This window comes from Streptomyces sp. NBC_01788 (genome assembly GCF_035917575.1).
GTDB lineage: Bacteria > Actinomycetota > Actinomycetes > Streptomycetales > Streptomycetaceae > Streptomyces.
In genome coordinates this window covers 7,949,141-7,963,982 of record NZ_CP109090.1, presented here as the reverse complement: position 1 = coordinate 7,963,982, position 14,842 = coordinate 7,949,141, and the positions used below count along the sequence as shown (strand labels likewise).

Genomic DNA, 14,842 nt, shown 5'->3' with positions numbered 1-14,842 from the left:
CTCCAGAGGTGGGTGCGGGTCACGGGACGAGGGCGTACCCGGCCTCGTCGACCGCGGCGGCGATGTCGGCGCGGTCGACGGGCTGGGAGGCGGTGACGGTGGCGGTGCCGGTGGCCAGGTCGACGACGACGGACTCGACGCCGGCGACGCCCGAGATCTCCTCGGTGACAGAGCGGACGCAGTGCGCACAAGCCATACCGGTGATCTCGAAGGTGGTCGAGCCGATGAAGGTGCGGGGGGTACCGGAGAGCAAGAGGGAACTCCTCGATGCGGTGGTGACGGTGCGGTCAGGTGGCCCGCGGTTCGCGGGTCGGGGATGACCGGTACTCGGTCCGCGCCCTCATCGGCCGGGCGACGCGGCCGCCGGGACCCGTATCCGCCAGGCGACCGCGACCAGCCAGCTCATCCACGCCACGTCCAGGACGAAGGCCAGCACGATGGCGATCGACTCCGTCGAGGAGAATCCCCCGGAGCCGACCACGCAGCCCTGCACCAGGTAGCTGAGGCCGGAAAGGCTCATCAGGAGGACCACCGGCCGCGGGATCCAAGCCGTCCGCGCGGCGGCGACCGCGAACAGGAGCACAGCGAGGCCCAGGGCGAAGTTCTGGTAGCTCCTGACTCCCCACTCGAGCCAGCGGACGGCCTCGGCGCTCGCGAAGCGCGCCGCCTTCTCGGGGTCCGGGGCGCTCGCCCAGGCGTTCACCGCCTGCTTGAGGGCGACCCCGTCCACTGCCTGGAGGACGCCGTACAGCGCCAGCGTAGCCGCCGCGGAGGCGGCACCGAACCGGCCCGCCCACCTCGCTGTCCTGCCGCGGACGTCCAGGGCGAAGAGCAGGGCGAACAGCCCGGCGAGGAGGATCGCCATCCCCGCGAACTGGCCGAGGTGAACGAGTGTCCACATCCCGCTGTCGGCGTAAGCGGCGAACACGGCGTGGTGGTCGTTCGCGTCCCCGCCGGTGTGGAACTGGGTGATCGCGATGTACAGGAGCTGTCCGGCGAGAAGCAGCGTGGCGGACAGCCGCAGCGACGTGCGACGCGCCAGGGGTTCGGTGTCTTCGGGGGTGGCGCCCGCAGCGGGCAGGGTGCTGTACGGCAAGGGGAACTCCTCAAGGTCTCATGATGAAGCCGGGCAGGTTGAAGAATCGGCCTGGGAGAGGGTGTGTCGCACCGGGAAAATCGCCGGGTTCTCCGCCGGGCTCGGGCCAGGGCGCCGACGATCGCGGCGCCGACGATCGCGGCGCCGACGGCGGCGGCGGCGAAGGCCCGGTCGTCACCGGTGAGGTCGCCAGGTCCTGGTCCGGGACGGGTCCGGAGCGTTCGATACCGTGGGGCTCGTGCTGGCCGGACGGGACCCTGAACGCGCGGCGATCGCCGCCCTGCTCGACGCCGCCCGCGCCGGCCGCGGCGGTACGCTGGTGGTGCGCGGCGTCCCCGGGGCCGGTAAGTCGGCGCTGCTGGACGACGCGCCGGCGACCGCAATGGACCTGCGGGTGCTGCGCACCTCTGGAGTGGAGTCCGAGTCACCGCTGGCCTTCGCCGCGCTGCAACGGCTGCTGTGGCCGCTGCGCACCCGCATCGACGCCCTGCCGGTGCCGCAGGCCGCGGCACTGCGCGCGGCGATGGGTGAGGCCGAGGGCGAGGGTGACCGCTTCCTTGCGTTCCTCGGCACGCTGAGTCTGCTCGCCGACGCCGCCGAGGAGTCGCCGCTGCTGGTCGTCGTCGACGACGCGCACTGGCTCGACGACGCGTCGTCGGCGGCGCTGCTGTTCGCCGCCCGCCGGCTGCAGGCCGAGCGTGTGGCGCTGCTGTTCGCCGCCCGCGACGGGGACGCCCGCCGCTTCGACGCCGGGGACCTGCCCACCGTCGTGCTCGGCGGCGTGACCGGCGCCGACGCCGACGCGCTGCTGTCCACCCGGGCCGGGACCGGCATCGATCCGGCGGTGCGCGACCAGTTGGTCGCGGGCACCGGCGGCAACCCGCTCGCCCTGGTCGAGCTTGCCGGGGTGCTCACCGCCGACCAGCTGACCGGCCGGGCGCCGCTGCCCACCCCGCTGCCGCTGACCGGCGGCGTGGAGCGCGCCTTCCTCGACCGCTACCGCCGCCTCGACGAGCCCGCGCAGCGGTTCCTGCTGGTCGCCGCGACCGACGACACCGCCCGCCTGACCGTGGTCCGCGACGCCGCCGAGCGCCTCGACGCCGCTGATGCCGCCCTGGACGCGGTGGAGCGGTCCGGGCTGCTGCGCGTGGACGGCGACACCGTTTCCCTCCACCACCCGCTGGTGCGCTCGGCGGTCTACCGGGCGGCCACCAGCGCGCAGCGCCGGGCCGCGCACCGTGTGCTCGCCGAGGTGCTGACCGGCGACCCCGAGCGGCGGGCCTGGCACCTGGCCGCCGCCGCCGACCGGCCCGACGAGGACGTCGTCGGCGCCCTCGACCAGGTCGCCGAGCGTGCCGCGGCCCGTGGCGGTCATGAGGCCGCGTCCGCCGCGTGGGCCCGCGCCGCCGAGCTCACCGCGGGGGGTGAGGCCCGCGGGCGGCGGCTGTACCTGGCCGCGTCCTCGGCCTGGCTGGGCGCGCACGCGTCGCGCGCCTCGGCGCTCGCCCGGGCCGCCGCGACGGACGTGACCGATCCACTGCCGCGGGCGCGACTGCTCGCGCTGCAGGGGCAGATCGAGTGGAACACCCGCTCGCTGAACGACGGCTATGACCTCGTCCTGCAGGCCGCCGAGGCCGCCGTCGGCGTGGACGCGGCGCTGGTGGCCCAGCTGGCGATGCTCGCCGCGTCGCTCGCGGCGTTCGGCGCCCGATCCCCGCGCGCGGTGAACCCGACCGCGCTGGTGGCCGGGCCCGCGCCGGACTCGCCGCCCCGGGTGCAGGCCGCCTGGGCCCTGCTGCACGGCTTCGATGCCGTCGCCCGCAGCGACTGGGCGGCCGCCGCGGAGTCCTTCCGGTGCGCGTTCGCCCTCACCGAGGCCGACCCGGTCGACGACCATGTGCTGCAGCCCAACCTGGGCATCGCCGCGATGCTGATCGACTACGACGAGCGCGGACTGCGGCTGCACGAGCAGCAGTTGAGCGCCGCCCGCCGCGACGGCGCGCTGAACATGGTCGAGCACGCCCTCACCCGCGGTGTCCACTTCCAGATCGCCACCGGCGCCTGGTCGAAGGCCGCCGGTGCCGCCGCCGCGGCGCTGCCGCTGGCCGCCGGCACCGGGCACCCGGGGCTGACCGCGCTGCCCACCGCGCAGCTCGCCCTGCTCGCGGCGCTGCGTGGGGACGACACGGCCGAGCGGCACCTGGAGAGGGTCGCCGAGATCCGGGGCAAGCACCAGGTCGGCATCACCGACGGCCTCGTCGCCGACCTGGCGCACTGGACGCGCGGGCTGCGCGCGGCCGCGCGGCCGGCGACCGCGCTGCGACACCTGGAGCAGATCACGGGGCCGGCGTGGCGCCGCCTGGCCGCCCTCGACCTGTTCGATGCCGCCGTCCGCGGCGACCGGCGCGATCTCGCCCGCGGCCGGCTGGCCGAGCTGGAACAGTTCGCCGCGGGCACCGGTCTGCCGGCCGCGACCGCGGTCGTCGAACACGGCCGTGCCCTGCTGGAATCCGACAGCGACGGTGACACCGAGGTCCACTTCCAGCGTGCTCTCGCCGCGCACGCCGGCTCCCCGCGGCTGCCCGACCGGGCCCGTACCCACCTGGCCTTCGGCGAGCACCTGCGCCGCGCCCGCCGCCGGGTCGACGCCCGCGAGCATCTGCGCGCCGCACTGGCGCTGTTCGAGGATCTCGGCGCCGGCCCGTGGGCCGAGCGGGCCGCGCAGGAGCTGCGCGCCGCCGGGGAGTCCGCCCGCCGACGCGACGTCACCACCGCCACCGAGCTGACCCCGCAGGAACGCCAGGTCGCCGGCCTGGTCCGGCAGGGCCTGTCGAACCGGGACGTGGCCGCGCAGCTGTTCGTGAGCTCACGCACCGTCGACTTCCATTTGCGGAACTGCTACTCCAAGTTGGGCATCAGCTCCCGCGCCGAGCTCGCCGCACTCGCACTCGACCTGTGACCGGCGTGGCCCTTCACCCGTAGACCCCGTCAGTCACCGTCGCGAATATCGGCCGATTGGCGCCCACCCCATTGACGCGCCCGCATCCTCCCCCTACCTTCCACCGTCGAAGCGCTTCGACGTCACGCATCGAAGCGATTCGATGAATGCTGTGTGACGTCCCTGATTTCCATCCGACTCCCCTGGAGGCACGCGATGTTGACGGCACGAAGGCGTGTGGTGGCGACGGCGGTGGTCCTCGCCGGATCCCTGCTTCTGGTCTCCTGCGGTGGCTCGGACGGCGGTTCCTCGGACGGCAGGACGCTCCGGCTGTGGCACTACGAGGGCCCGGACAGCGCGATGGGCGCCGCCTGGAACGAGGCCATCAAGGAGTTCGAGGCGGAACACCCGGGCGTGAAGGTGAAGTTCGAGGAGAAGGGCTTCGAACAGATCCAGAAGACCGCGCCCATGGTCCTCAACTCCTCCGACGCGCCCGACATCATGGAGTACAACAAGGGCAACGCCACCGCGGGCCTGCTCTCCCGGCAGGGACTCCTCACCGATCTGACCGCCGAGGTCACCAAGCGCGGCTGGGACAAGAAGCTCAGCGCGGGAGTGAAGACCACCAGCCAGTACGACACGGGCGGGGTCATGGGCTCCGGCAAGTGGTACGGGATACCCAACTACGCCGAATACACCATGGTCTTCTACAACAAGGCCCTCTTCAAGAAGTACGGGGTCGCCGAGCCGAAGACCTTCGACGACCTCACCTCCGCCATGGACACGTTCGTCGCCAAGGGCGTCACGCCGCTCGCCAACGCCGGCGCCGAGTACATGGCCCAGCAGTACCTGTACCAGCTGGCGCTGTCGAAGGCCGACCGCTCCTGGGTCGACTCCTACGAGCTCTACCGGGGCAGGACCGACTTCCACGACGCCGCCTGGACATACGGCGCGACCACCTTCGCCGACTGGGTGAAGAAGGGCTACATCAGCAAGACGTCCAGCGGCACCAAGGCCGAGGACGCCGGTGTGGCCTTCATCCAGGGCAAGAACCCGATCCTGTTCAGCGGGAGCTGGTGGTACGGCCGCTTCACGGCGGAGAACAAGTTCGACTGGGGCACCGTCCTGTGGCCCGGTTCCGACCTCACCCTCGGCTCCGGAGGCAACCTCTGGGTCGTCCCCCGGGGCGCCAGGAACAAGGAACTCGCGTACGACTTCATCGACATCACCATGTCGAAGAAGATCCAGAACCTGCTGGGCAACAAGGGCGGCGTGCCCGTGGCGGCGGACCCCTCCGCCATCACCGACCCGCGGGCCAAGACGCTCATCGCCGACTTCAACACCGTCTCCGGCCGCGACGGCCTGGCCTTCTACCCCGACTGGCCCGTCCCCGGCTTCTACGACGTCCTCGTCTCCGAGACACAGAAGCTGATCACGGGCAGTGCGACACCGGACGCCTGTCTCGACGCGCTGCAGAAGGCGTACGACAAGGGTGTGCCGAAGAAGTGACGGCCACCGCCGAACGGGGCTCGCGGGCCGGCGGCGCGCACCGGCACAGCAGCGCGCGCCGCGCCCGCCCGCACCAGTCCTACGCGCTCTTCCTCGTCCCCGGTGCCCTCGCCTTCCTCGCCGTCATCGTCGTGCCGTTCCTGATGAACACGGGTGTGAGCTTCACCGACTGGCAGGGGGTCGGCAGCCCCCGGTGGACCGGGCTCGCCAACTACCGCGAGCTGATGGACGACTCGGAGTTCTGGGCGTCGTTCCGGCACAGCCTGTTCATGGTCGTCGCCATGGCCGTCGTGCCGACGATGCTCGGACTGGTCCTCGCCGCCGCGCTGTTCGACCACATCGGCGAGCACTTCGGCAGCCGGACGGCCACCGTCCTGCGCGCCTGCTTCTACCTCCCCCAGGTGCTCCCCATCGCGGTCGCCGGCATCGTCTGGAGCTGGATCCTCGCGCCCGACAACGGCACCCTGAACGCGCTGCTGAACGCGGTCGGGCTCGGCTCCTGGCAGCAGGACTGGCTCGGTGACCCGGACATCGCCCTTTACAGCGTGATGGGGGTGATGGTGTGGGTGCAGATCGGCTTCCCGCTCGTCGTCTTCATGGCGGGGCTCCAGCGCGTCGAACCTCAGTTGTACGAGGCGGCGGAGCTGGACGGCGCCGGCTGGTGGCGCCGCTTCTGGCACGTCACGCTGCCGCAGATCAGACCCGAGATCTCGGTCGTGCTCACCTGGTGCAGCATCGCCGCGCTCAAGGTCTTCGGCGCGGTGTACGTGCTCACCAAGGGCGGTCCGGGCGGCGCGACCGACGTCCCGTCGTACTTCTCCTTCACCACGTTCTTCGAGAAGACCCAGGTCGGTTACGGTGCCGCGATCTCCACCGTGCTGACCGTGATCATCATGCTGCTCTCGCTGATCGGCCTGAAACTCCAGACCCGTGCCGAGGACGCCGAGGAAGGGGTCCGCACATGACGACGAGTGCCCTGCGCCGCTACCCCGTTCTCGTGGCGCTCTGCATCGCGGCCCTGTTCATGGTGGTGCCGTTCCTGATCGTCGCCGTCAACGCGGTCAAGTCACCGGCCGAGTACTCCCAGCACGGACCGCTGAGCCTGCCGAGGGGCTTGTACCTGGACGGCCTCAAGGACTTCTGGCAGCGCGTCGACTACGGCCAGAAGCTCGTCAACTCGGTGCTGATCAGCGGCTGTGTCGCGGTCCTGGCGGCGGCCCTGTCGATCCTCAACGCGTACGCCATCGGCATCGGCCGCATCAAGGGCCGCACCTGGGTGCTGGCCTTCTTCGTCCTCGCCAACATGCTGCCGCAGGAGGCGCTGGTCTACCCGCTGTACTACTTGAGCAAGCAGGCCGGCCTCTACGACACCCGGCTGAGCGTGATCATCGTCTTCACGGTGCTCCAGGCAGCCTTCGGCACCTATCTGCTCTCCTCCGTGCTGGGCCGGTTCCCGCGCGAGATCATCGAGGCCGCCCGGATCGACGGGGCGAACAGGTGGCAGGTGCTGTGGCGGATCGTGGTCCCCGTCAGCCGGCCCACCATCGGCGTGCTGCTCGTCTTCTTCTTCATCTGGACATGGAACGAGTTCCTGCTCCCCCTGGTCATGCTGATCTCCAACGACAACCAGACGGTGTCGGTGGCGCTCGGCGTCCTCCAGGGCCAACGCCTGATGGACGCCACGATGACCAACGCGGCGGCCCTGCTGGGCGTCCTGCCCGCCCTCGTCTTCTTCCTCGTCTTCCAGCGGACTCTCACCCGCGGCATCGCCGTGGGTGCCGTCAAGTAGGGGGTACGCGCTTGAAGTTCACCGACGGCTACTGGCTGCTGCGCGAAGGCGTCACCGCGGCCCACCCGGTCGTGGTCCTGGACGTGACCGCCTCCGCGGGAGCCCTGGAGATCCACGCGCCGACCCAACCCATCCGCCACCGCGGCGACCTGCTGAAGGGACCGGTCGTGACGATCAGCGCCCACGCGCCGATGCCGAACGTCATCGGCCTCACGATCACCCATTTCCAGGGCGAGCAGCCCCGAGGGCCGCGGTTCGAGGTGCGGCGGGACGACCTCCCGGGTCCCGGCGGACGTCCCCCCGAAGGCAGCACGGCGCAGGTGGAGTACGACGACGAGCACGCCACCCTGACCTCCGGGACCCTGTCGGTGCGCGTCGCCCGCACCGGGCCCTGGCACGTCGACTTCCTCGCCCACGGCCGTGTCCTCACCAGCAGCGGCCGCAAGGGCATGGGCATCATGCACGACGCCACCGGCGCCCACCATCTGCGGGAGCAGCTGAGTCTGGGCATCGGCACCTCGGTGTACGGCCTCGGCGAACGCTTCGGGCCGCTCGTCAAGAACGGCCAGATCGTCGACATGTGGAACGCCGACGGCGGCACGGCGACGGAACAGGCCTACAAGAACGCCCCGTTCTACCTGACGAACGCGGGATACGGCGTCTTCGTCGACCATCCGGGCAAGGTGTCCTTCGAGGTCGGCTCGGAGGCGGTGTCCCGGGTCCAGTTCAGCGTGGAGAGCCAGCAGTTGACGTACTACGTCATCCACGGCCCCACCCCGAAGGACATCCTGCGCACGTACACGGCCCTCACCGGCCGCCCGGCGCTCCCGCCCGCCTGGTCGTTCGGCCTGTGGCTGTCCACCTCCTTCACCACCTCTTACGACGAGGCCACCGTCACCTCCTTCATCGACGGCATGAGGGAACGCGAACTGCCTCTGTCCGTCTTCCACTTCGACTGCTTCTGGATGCGCGAGTTCAACTGGTGCGACTTCCGGTGGGATCCGCGGGTGTTCCCCGACCCGGAGGGCTTGCTTGCCCGGCTGAAGGCCAAGGGCCTCCACATCTGCGTCTGGATCAACCCGTACATCGCGCAGCGCTCGCCCCTTTTCGCCGAGGGAAAGGCCCTGGGCCATCTGCTCAGAAGGCGTGACGGCAGCGTGTGGCAGTGGGACCTGTGGCAGCCGGGCATGGCGCTCGTCGACTTCACCAGCCCGGCCGCCCGCGACTGGTACGCGTCCAAGCTGGAGGCGCTGCTCGCACAGGGCGTCGACTGCTTCAAGACCGACTTCGGCGAGCGGATCCCTGTCGACGTGGCCTACGCGGACGGCTCGGACCCGGAGCGGATGCACAACTACTACACGTACCTGTACAACCGCACCGTCTTCGAGGTGCTGCGCAAGCACCGGGGCGAGGACGAGGCCGTCGTCTTCGCGCGCTCGGCGACCGCCGGCAGCCAGCGCTTCCCCGTGCACTGGGGCGGCGACTGCGAGGCCACCTACGAGTCGATGGCCGAGTCGCTGCGCGGCGGGCTCAGTCTCGGGCTGTCCGGCTTCGGGTTCTGGAGCCACGACATCGGGGGCTTCGAGGGCACCCCGACCCCGGCGCTGCTCAAACGGTGGATCGCCTTCGGGCTGCTGTCCTCGCACAGCCGTCTGCACGGCTCCTCGTCGTACCGTGTGCCCTGGCTGTTCGACGAGGAGGCCGTGGACGTCCTCAGGCTGTTCACCCGGCTGAAGATGCGCCTCATGCCGTACCTGTACGAGGCCGCCCGCGCCGCACGCACGGAGGGGGTACCGCTGATGCGGGCGATGGTGCTGGAGTTCCCGGACGACCCCGGCTGCGCGCATCTGGAGCGGCAGTACATGCTCGGGCCCGATCTGCTCGTCGCTCCGGTCTTCGACGACGAGGGAGACGTCTCGTACTACGTGCCCGAGGGGACGTGGACCCACTTCCTCGACGGGCACACCGTGACCGGCCCGCGCTGGGTGCGCGAGCGGCACGGGTTCTCCAGCGCTCCGCTGCTGGTCAGGCCCGGTGCGGTGATCCCGGTGGGCGCGGTGGACGACCGGCCCGACTATCCGTACGCCGACGGCGTCACCCTGCGCGTGTACGGACTGGAGCCCGGGGCGCGGGTGACCGTGCCGGTGGGGGACGTGATGTTCACCGTCGTCCGGGAGGGCCACACGCTGCGGGCCGCCGGCAGCGACCCGGCCGCACCCTGGGCGCTGGCCTGCGGGGAGCGGATCGCGCGGGCGACCGCGGGCACCGGATTCCTGTCGCTGGAGCTGAAGGCGGCCTGATGGTTCCTCCCCCACTGGAGCTGGACTGACCATGGTGAAGATCACGGACGTGGCACGGCACGCGGGTGTGTCCCCGAGCACCGTCTCGTACGCCCTCAGCGGCAAGCGCCCCATCTCCGAGGAGACCCGGCAACGCGTCGAGGCGTCCATCCGCGAGCTGGGCTACCGGCCGCACGCCGGTGCCCGGGCACTGGCCAGCAGCAGGTCGAACGTCGTGGCGCTGGTCGTCCCGCTGCGCTCCGGCATCCATGTCCCGGTGGCCATGCAGTTCGCGGTGTCGGTGGTGACCACCGCCCGCGGGCACGACCACGACGTGCTGCTGCTCACCCAGGAGGAGGGCGACGAGGGACTGCGCAGGGTCGCGGACACCGCTCTGGTGGACGCGCTGATCGTCATGGACGTACAACTGCGCGATCCGCGGCTGCCGTTGCTGCGGTCGCTCGACCGGCCCTCGGTGATGATCGGGTTCCCCCTGGAGCCCGGCGGACTCACCTGCGTCGACCTCGACTTCAGGGCGGCGGGCGAGCTGTGCGTGGAGCGGCTGGCGGGGCTGGGGCACCGCGTCGTCGCGCTGGTCGGGTCGCCGCCCGAGGTGTACGTGCGGGAGACGGCGTTCGCCGAGCGGGTGGTGCAGGGGTTCACGGCCGCCGCCGACCGCAACGGGCTCGCGTCCTCCGTCCACCCGTGCGAGGCCACGCCCGCGGCCGCCCGCCGCATCGCCGAGCAGATGCTGCGCGGGCAGCCCGCGCTGACCGGGGTGGTCGTGCACAACGAGGCGGTCCTGGAGCCGCTGATCGACGCCTTCGAGCGGCTCGGACTGCGCGTCCCCGGTGACCTGTCCGTCACCGCGATCTGCCCCGACGAGCTCGCCGAGTCCCTCCGCGTCCCCGTCACATCGGTCGCCCTGCCGTCCGCCGAACTGGGCGCGCTTGCCGTGGAGTTGCTGATGAAGAAGCTGGACGGCACGGCCGTACCCGAGGCGACGCTGCTGCCGCCCCGGCTGACGGACCGCGCGAGCACGAGGCCGCGCGACGTCCCCTGAAGTTCCTCACACCGCAGAGCACTTGCCGAAGGAGCCGTGACATGAAAGGCACCAGAGGAAGACGCAGAACCACCCTCGCCGTGGCGCTCGCCCTGATCGCGGGCCTGAGCGCCACAGCTCCCGCCCACGCCGGCGACCCCGTCCACCCCTTCCGCGACCCGCGCCTGCCCGTCGACCGGCGCGTCGACGACCTGCTCTCCCGGCTGACGCCCGACGAGCGGATCTCCCTTCTCCACCAGTACGAGCCCGCGATCCCCCGCCTCGGCATCCGGGAGTTCCGCACCGGCACCGAGGCCCTGCACGGAGTGGCCTGGCTCGGCAAAACCACCGTGTTCCCGCAGGCCGTCGGACTCGCCTCCACCTGGGACCCGGAGCTGATCCGGCAGGTCGGCTCGGCGGTCGGCGACGAGGCACGCGGCTTCCAGCAGGAACGCCCGGCCGGCTGGGGCCTCAATCTGTGGGCGCCCGTGGTGAACCTGCTGCGCGACCCACGCTGGGGCCGCAACGAGGAAGGCTACTCCGAGGACCCCTACCTCACCGGCTCGATCTCCACCGCATACGGCACCGGTCTGACCGGCGGCGACCCGGACCACCTCAAGACGGCTCCCACGCTCAAGCACTTCCTCGCCAACAACAACGAGTACCGGCGCGACACCACGTCCTCCGAACTGCGCCCGCGCGTGCTGAAGGAGTACGACGAGCAGGCCTTCAGGCCCGCGGTCGAGGCGGACGCGGCAACCGGGGTGATGTCCTCCTACAACCTCGTCAACGGCCGCCCCGACACGGTGGACCCGGCCCTGAACGACACCGTGCGCTCCTGGACCTCGCGGGACCTGCTGAACGTGACGGACGCCTTCGCGCCCGGCAACCTGACCGGCAGCCAGGGTTACTACGGCACCCAGGCGGAGGCGGACGCGGCGGCGCTGAAGGCGGGAATCGACAGCTTCACCGACAACGACGCCGATCCCGGACCGACCACGGCGGCTGTCAAGTCGGCGCTGTCCAGCGGACTGTTGAAGTCCTCGGACATCGACACCGCCGTCCGTCACATCCTGAGCATCCGCGTCCGGCTCGGCGAGTTCGACCCGGGGGGCGGCAGATACGGATCGATCGACGAGTCCGTCATCGACAGCCCCGCGCACCGGAAGCTGGCGCGCACGGCGGCGACCGAGGCGGCGGTGCTCCTGAAGAACGACGGAGCGCTGCCGCTGAGGAAGTCCTCCAGTGCCGCCGTCGTCGGCCCGCTCGCCGACACCCTCTACACCGACTGGTACTCCGGCACCCTCCCCTACGCGGTCACGCCGAAGGACGGCATCGCGGCCAAGCTCGGCACTCCGGTGACAAGCAGCGAGGGTGTGGACCGGATCGCGCTGAAGAACACGGCGAACGGGAAGTACGTGACGGCGGGCACGGGCGAGGCGGGCGCGGCCCTGAAGGAGACCACGGACGCCGGTGTGCGTGCGCAGTTCGACGTCTTCGACTGGGGTTCGGGCATCGTCACCCTGCGCTCGGCGGCCAACGGCAGGTACGTCGGCTACAACTGGTCGGATTTCGTCAACGACCAGACACAGCCCAACGGCTGGTTCGTGCAGCAGCAGTTCGAGCTGGAGCGGCAGGCCGACGGGACGTACCTGATGCGGTACGCGGGGTACGAGACCGGCGAGTCCTGGTGGTCGAACCCGGTCTACCTCGGCCCGGCCGGCGCGGACGGCACGCTCGGCCTCGTACCGAAGGACCAAGCGGCGCACTACGCGAAGGACGTGGTCCGCAGCGGCGTCGACGAGGCGGTCGCCGCGGTCAGGGGCAGGGACACGGCCGTGGTCGTGGTCGGCTCGATGCCCGCGATCAACGGTCGCGAGGCGCACGACCGCACGGACATGGGACTGGCGCCCTCCCAGGAGGCGCTGGTCAAGGCGGTCCTCCGGGCCAACCCACGGACCGTGGTGGTCGTGGAGAACAGCTACCCCACCACCCTCGGAGCCCTGCAGAAGGAGGTCCCGGCCCTGCTGTGGACCACGCACGCCGGCCAGGAGACCGGCAACGCCCTCGCCGACCTCCTGTACGGCGACGCGAACCCGGCGGGCCGCCTCACCCAGACCTGGTACCGGTCCGCGTCCGACCTCCCCTCCATCCTCGACTACGACATCATCAAGTCCGACCGCACGTACCAGTACTTCAAGGGCCGGCCGCTGTACCCGTTCGGCTACGGCCTGTCGTACACGGCGTTCCGCTACGGCGGGCTGAAGCGGGTATCGGACGGGTACGAGGTGGCGGTGACGAACACGGGGCGGCGGGCCGGCGACGAGGTGGTCCAGTTGTACGTCCACCAGCGGACGTCCCGTGACAAGCAGCCGCTGAGGCAGTTGAGGGCGTACGCGCGGGTGTCCCTGAAGCCGGGCGAGACGAAGACGGTCCGGCTGAGGCTGGCGCCGTCGGACCTCGCGCACTGGGACGTCACGCGCTCGAAGTGGGTGGTGGAGTCGGGGACGTACGACGTGATGGCCGGCGCGTCGTCGGCGGACATCCGGGCGCGTACGTCGCTGAAGGTCCAGGGCGAGACCATCCCGCCCCGGGACCTCGGGAAGGCGACACGGGCCGAGAGCTTCGACGACTACCGCGCAATCAGCCTGGTGGACGAGTCGAAGTCGAGGGGAACGGCGGTGGCCGCGACGGCCGACGGGGCGTGGCTGAAGTTCGGGGACACGCAACTGGGCTCCGGCGCTGCGCGGTTGACCGCCGAGCTGGCTGGGGCGTCCGGCACGCTCGAGGTGCGCATCGGCTCGCCCGGCGGCAGGATCGTCGGCTCGGCACGCTTCGACGGCACATCGTCCGCGTACACCTACAGGACGGTGACGGCGCCGCTGGCGGCGGGCGCGAAAGACCGTGCGGACGTCTACCTGGTGCTGAGCAAGGGGCTGCGTGTGTCGGCCTTCAGCCTGCGCTGAGTTCGCACGGTTCGCGGGGGCGGGCTGCCGGGCCCCGACGAGTGCTGGGCGGTCTCGACGACGCCCGGTTCGTGGGCGGCAGCCCGCCCCGACAGGCCGCTACCGGCGAGCGGCGAGTGCCGGAAGAAGACGATGCGCGTTGTCGCGGTTGATGCAGCGGCGCTGTTGTTCGTCGAGGGCGGGGTCGTTGTCGAGCGCGGGTGCGGTGACATCCGTGACCAGGTGTGCCGGGGTGGGTGGCCAGTCGCTGCCGTAGAGAATGCGGGAGGGGTCCACGGTGGACAGCAGACTCGGTGTGGACGAGGGGGACATGGGGCCGGCCGTGTCGTAGTAGAAGCGGTGCAGGTAGTCACGGACCCGGGCGGGTTCCACCTTGGGCGTCAGGTGGTCGCTGAACACCTCGACGCGACCGGCGATGTACGGCAGGAAGCCGCCTCCGTGCGGGAGGATGAAGGTGATGTCCGGGTAGCGGTCCAGGGTCCCGTTGAGGATGAGGCTGATCGCCGCGCGCGTGGTGTCCATCAGGAAGTCGCACAGGAACGGCGGTACGCCCTCCAGCTCCGCACCGCCTCCGGGAACGTCCATCGGGTGCGTACTGACCACGGCGGAGCGCTCGTTCAGCTCCGCCAGGATTCTGTCCTGGTCGGGATGGCCGAGGTAGACACCCTTGACGCTGGTGCGCACACTGACGCCGACAGCCCCGAGTTCGTCCATTCCGTGGATGAGCGACCACATGGAGAGCTCGGGGCTGTCGAGGAACAGGGGGGTGTAGAAGGCGAAGCGGCCGGGATGGCTTGCGGCGAGGTCGCCGGCGGCCTGCAGGGCGACATGGGCGCTTTCCTTGCGCACCTTCGGATCCTGGAGGCGGCCCAGCATCGCGACGGTGAACACGCTGGTCCGGATGCCCGCCGCGTCCATCATCCCGAGAGCCGTGCCGAGATCCCACTGGGTCCACCGCGGCAGGTTCCCCCGCTGGACGATCTCTTGTCTCTCCGCCCAGTCGAGCCATTCCGGCGCGGTGTAGTGGTGGTGTACGTCGACACGCGCCCGGCGTGCGTCGTCCTCCCCCGCCCCGGTCGGCCCACTGTTGGCTATGCCGGACAGCGGGGCCGCATTCGCGGCCGTCTGTATATCTGTCATGGACAGGCTCCCGTTTCTGTGGTGACGCCGGTGATGCCCGGGAAGTCGTGCCTGTGATGGAGGCTCCGCGTTCCGGGCCGCGG

10 protein-coding genes are annotated in these 14,842 nt (G+C 71.0%); 7 read left to right on the top strand and 3 right to left on the bottom strand.

Annotated features, from left to right (window positions below; genetic code table 11):
• Positions 1 to 19: 19 nt before the first annotated feature.
• Positions 20 to 253 (bottom strand): heavy-metal-associated domain-containing protein, encoded by a 234-nt coding sequence (locus OIE49_RS35400; RefSeq protein WP_326805876.1) that lies wholly within the window; start codon positions 251 to 253, stop codon positions 20 to 22.
• A gap of 87 nt (positions 254 to 340) precedes the next feature.
• Positions 341 to 1,096 carry a hypothetical protein gene (locus tag OIE49_RS35395; RefSeq protein WP_326805875.1) on the bottom strand — a complete coding sequence of 252 codons (756 nt, stop codon included), beginning with the start codon at positions 1,094 to 1,096 and terminating at the stop codon, positions 341 to 343.
• A 238-nt stretch (positions 1,097 to 1,334) separates the two neighbouring features.
• On the opposite strand from OIE49_RS35395, the gene OIE49_RS35390 reads away from it, so the two are divergent.
• From OIE49_RS35390 to OIE49_RS35360, 7 genes are all read left to right on the top strand, one after another.
• On the top strand, positions 1,335 to 4,055 hold the full coding sequence (locus OIE49_RS35390; RefSeq protein ID WP_326805874.1) for an AAA family ATPase: 2,721 nt from the start codon (positions 1,335 to 1,337) through the stop codon (positions 4,053 to 4,055).
• Between the two features lie 195 nt (positions 4,056 to 4,250).
• Positions 4,251 to 5,543 carry an ABC transporter substrate-binding protein gene (locus OIE49_RS35385; RefSeq protein WP_326805873.1) on the top strand — a complete coding sequence of 431 codons (1,293 nt, stop codon included), beginning with the start codon at positions 4,251 to 4,253 and terminating at the stop codon, positions 5,541 to 5,543.
• A complete protein-coding gene (locus tag OIE49_RS35380) occupies positions 5,540 to 6,508 on the top strand; it encodes a carbohydrate ABC transporter permease (RefSeq protein WP_326805872.1) in 969 nt (322 codons plus the stop codon). The genes OIE49_RS35385 and OIE49_RS35380 overlap by 4 nt, the downstream gene beginning before the upstream one ends.
• Entirely contained in the window at positions 6,505 to 7,332 is an 828-nt protein-coding gene (locus OIE49_RS35375) for a carbohydrate ABC transporter permease (protein WP_326805871.1), read from the top strand. Before OIE49_RS35380 ends, OIE49_RS35375 begins: the two co-directional genes overlap by 4 nt.
• Before the next feature lie 11 nt (positions 7,333 to 7,343).
• A complete protein-coding gene (gene yicI / locus OIE49_RS35370; protein ID WP_326805870.1) occupies positions 7,344 to 9,632 on the top strand; it encodes an alpha-xylosidase in 2,289 nt (762 codons plus the stop codon).
• A gap of 31 nt (positions 9,633 to 9,663) precedes the next feature.
• Positions 9,664 to 10,674 (top strand): LacI family DNA-binding transcriptional regulator, encoded by a 1,011-nt coding sequence (locus OIE49_RS35365; RefSeq protein WP_326805869.1) that lies wholly within the window; start codon positions 9,664 to 9,666, stop codon positions 10,672 to 10,674.
• 41 nt (positions 10,675 to 10,715) lie between these two features.
• Complete coding sequence (locus OIE49_RS35360) at positions 10,716 to 13,619, top strand: glycoside hydrolase family 3 protein (RefSeq protein ID WP_326805868.1); 2,904 nt, start codon at positions 10,716 to 10,718, stop codon at positions 13,617 to 13,619.
• Positions 13,620 to 13,718: 99 nt separating this feature from the next.
• Here the strand turns inward: OIE49_RS35360 and OIE49_RS35355 are convergent, their stop codons facing one another.
• Positions 13,719 to 14,759 carry an amidohydrolase family protein gene (locus tag OIE49_RS35355; protein WP_326805867.1) on the bottom strand — a complete coding sequence of 347 codons (1,041 nt, stop codon included), beginning with the start codon at positions 14,757 to 14,759 and terminating at the stop codon, positions 13,719 to 13,721.
• Positions 14,760 to 14,842 lie beyond the last annotated feature (83 nt).

Excerpts from the sequence above, each read along its gene's own strand:
- OIE49_RS35385 (WP_326805873.1), top strand. The coding sequence starts at position 4,251 with ATGTTGACGGCACGAAGGCGTGTGGTGGCGACGGCGGTGGTCCTCGCC.
- OIE49_RS35375 (WP_326805871.1), top strand. The coding sequence starts at position 6,505 with ATGACGACGAGTGCCCTGCGCCGCTACCCCGTTCTCGTGGCGCTCTGC.
- OIE49_RS35355 (WP_326805867.1), bottom strand. The coding sequence starts at position 14,759 with ATGACAGATATACAGACGGCCGCGAATGCGGCCCCGCTGTCCGGCATA.
- OIE49_RS35365 (WP_326805869.1), top strand. The coding sequence starts at position 9,664 with ATGGTGAAGATCACGGACGTGGCACGGCACGCGGGTGTGTCCCCGAGC.
- OIE49_RS35360 (WP_326805868.1), top strand. The coding sequence starts at position 10,716 with ATGAAAGGCACCAGAGGAAGACGCAGAACCACCCTCGCCGTGGCGCTC.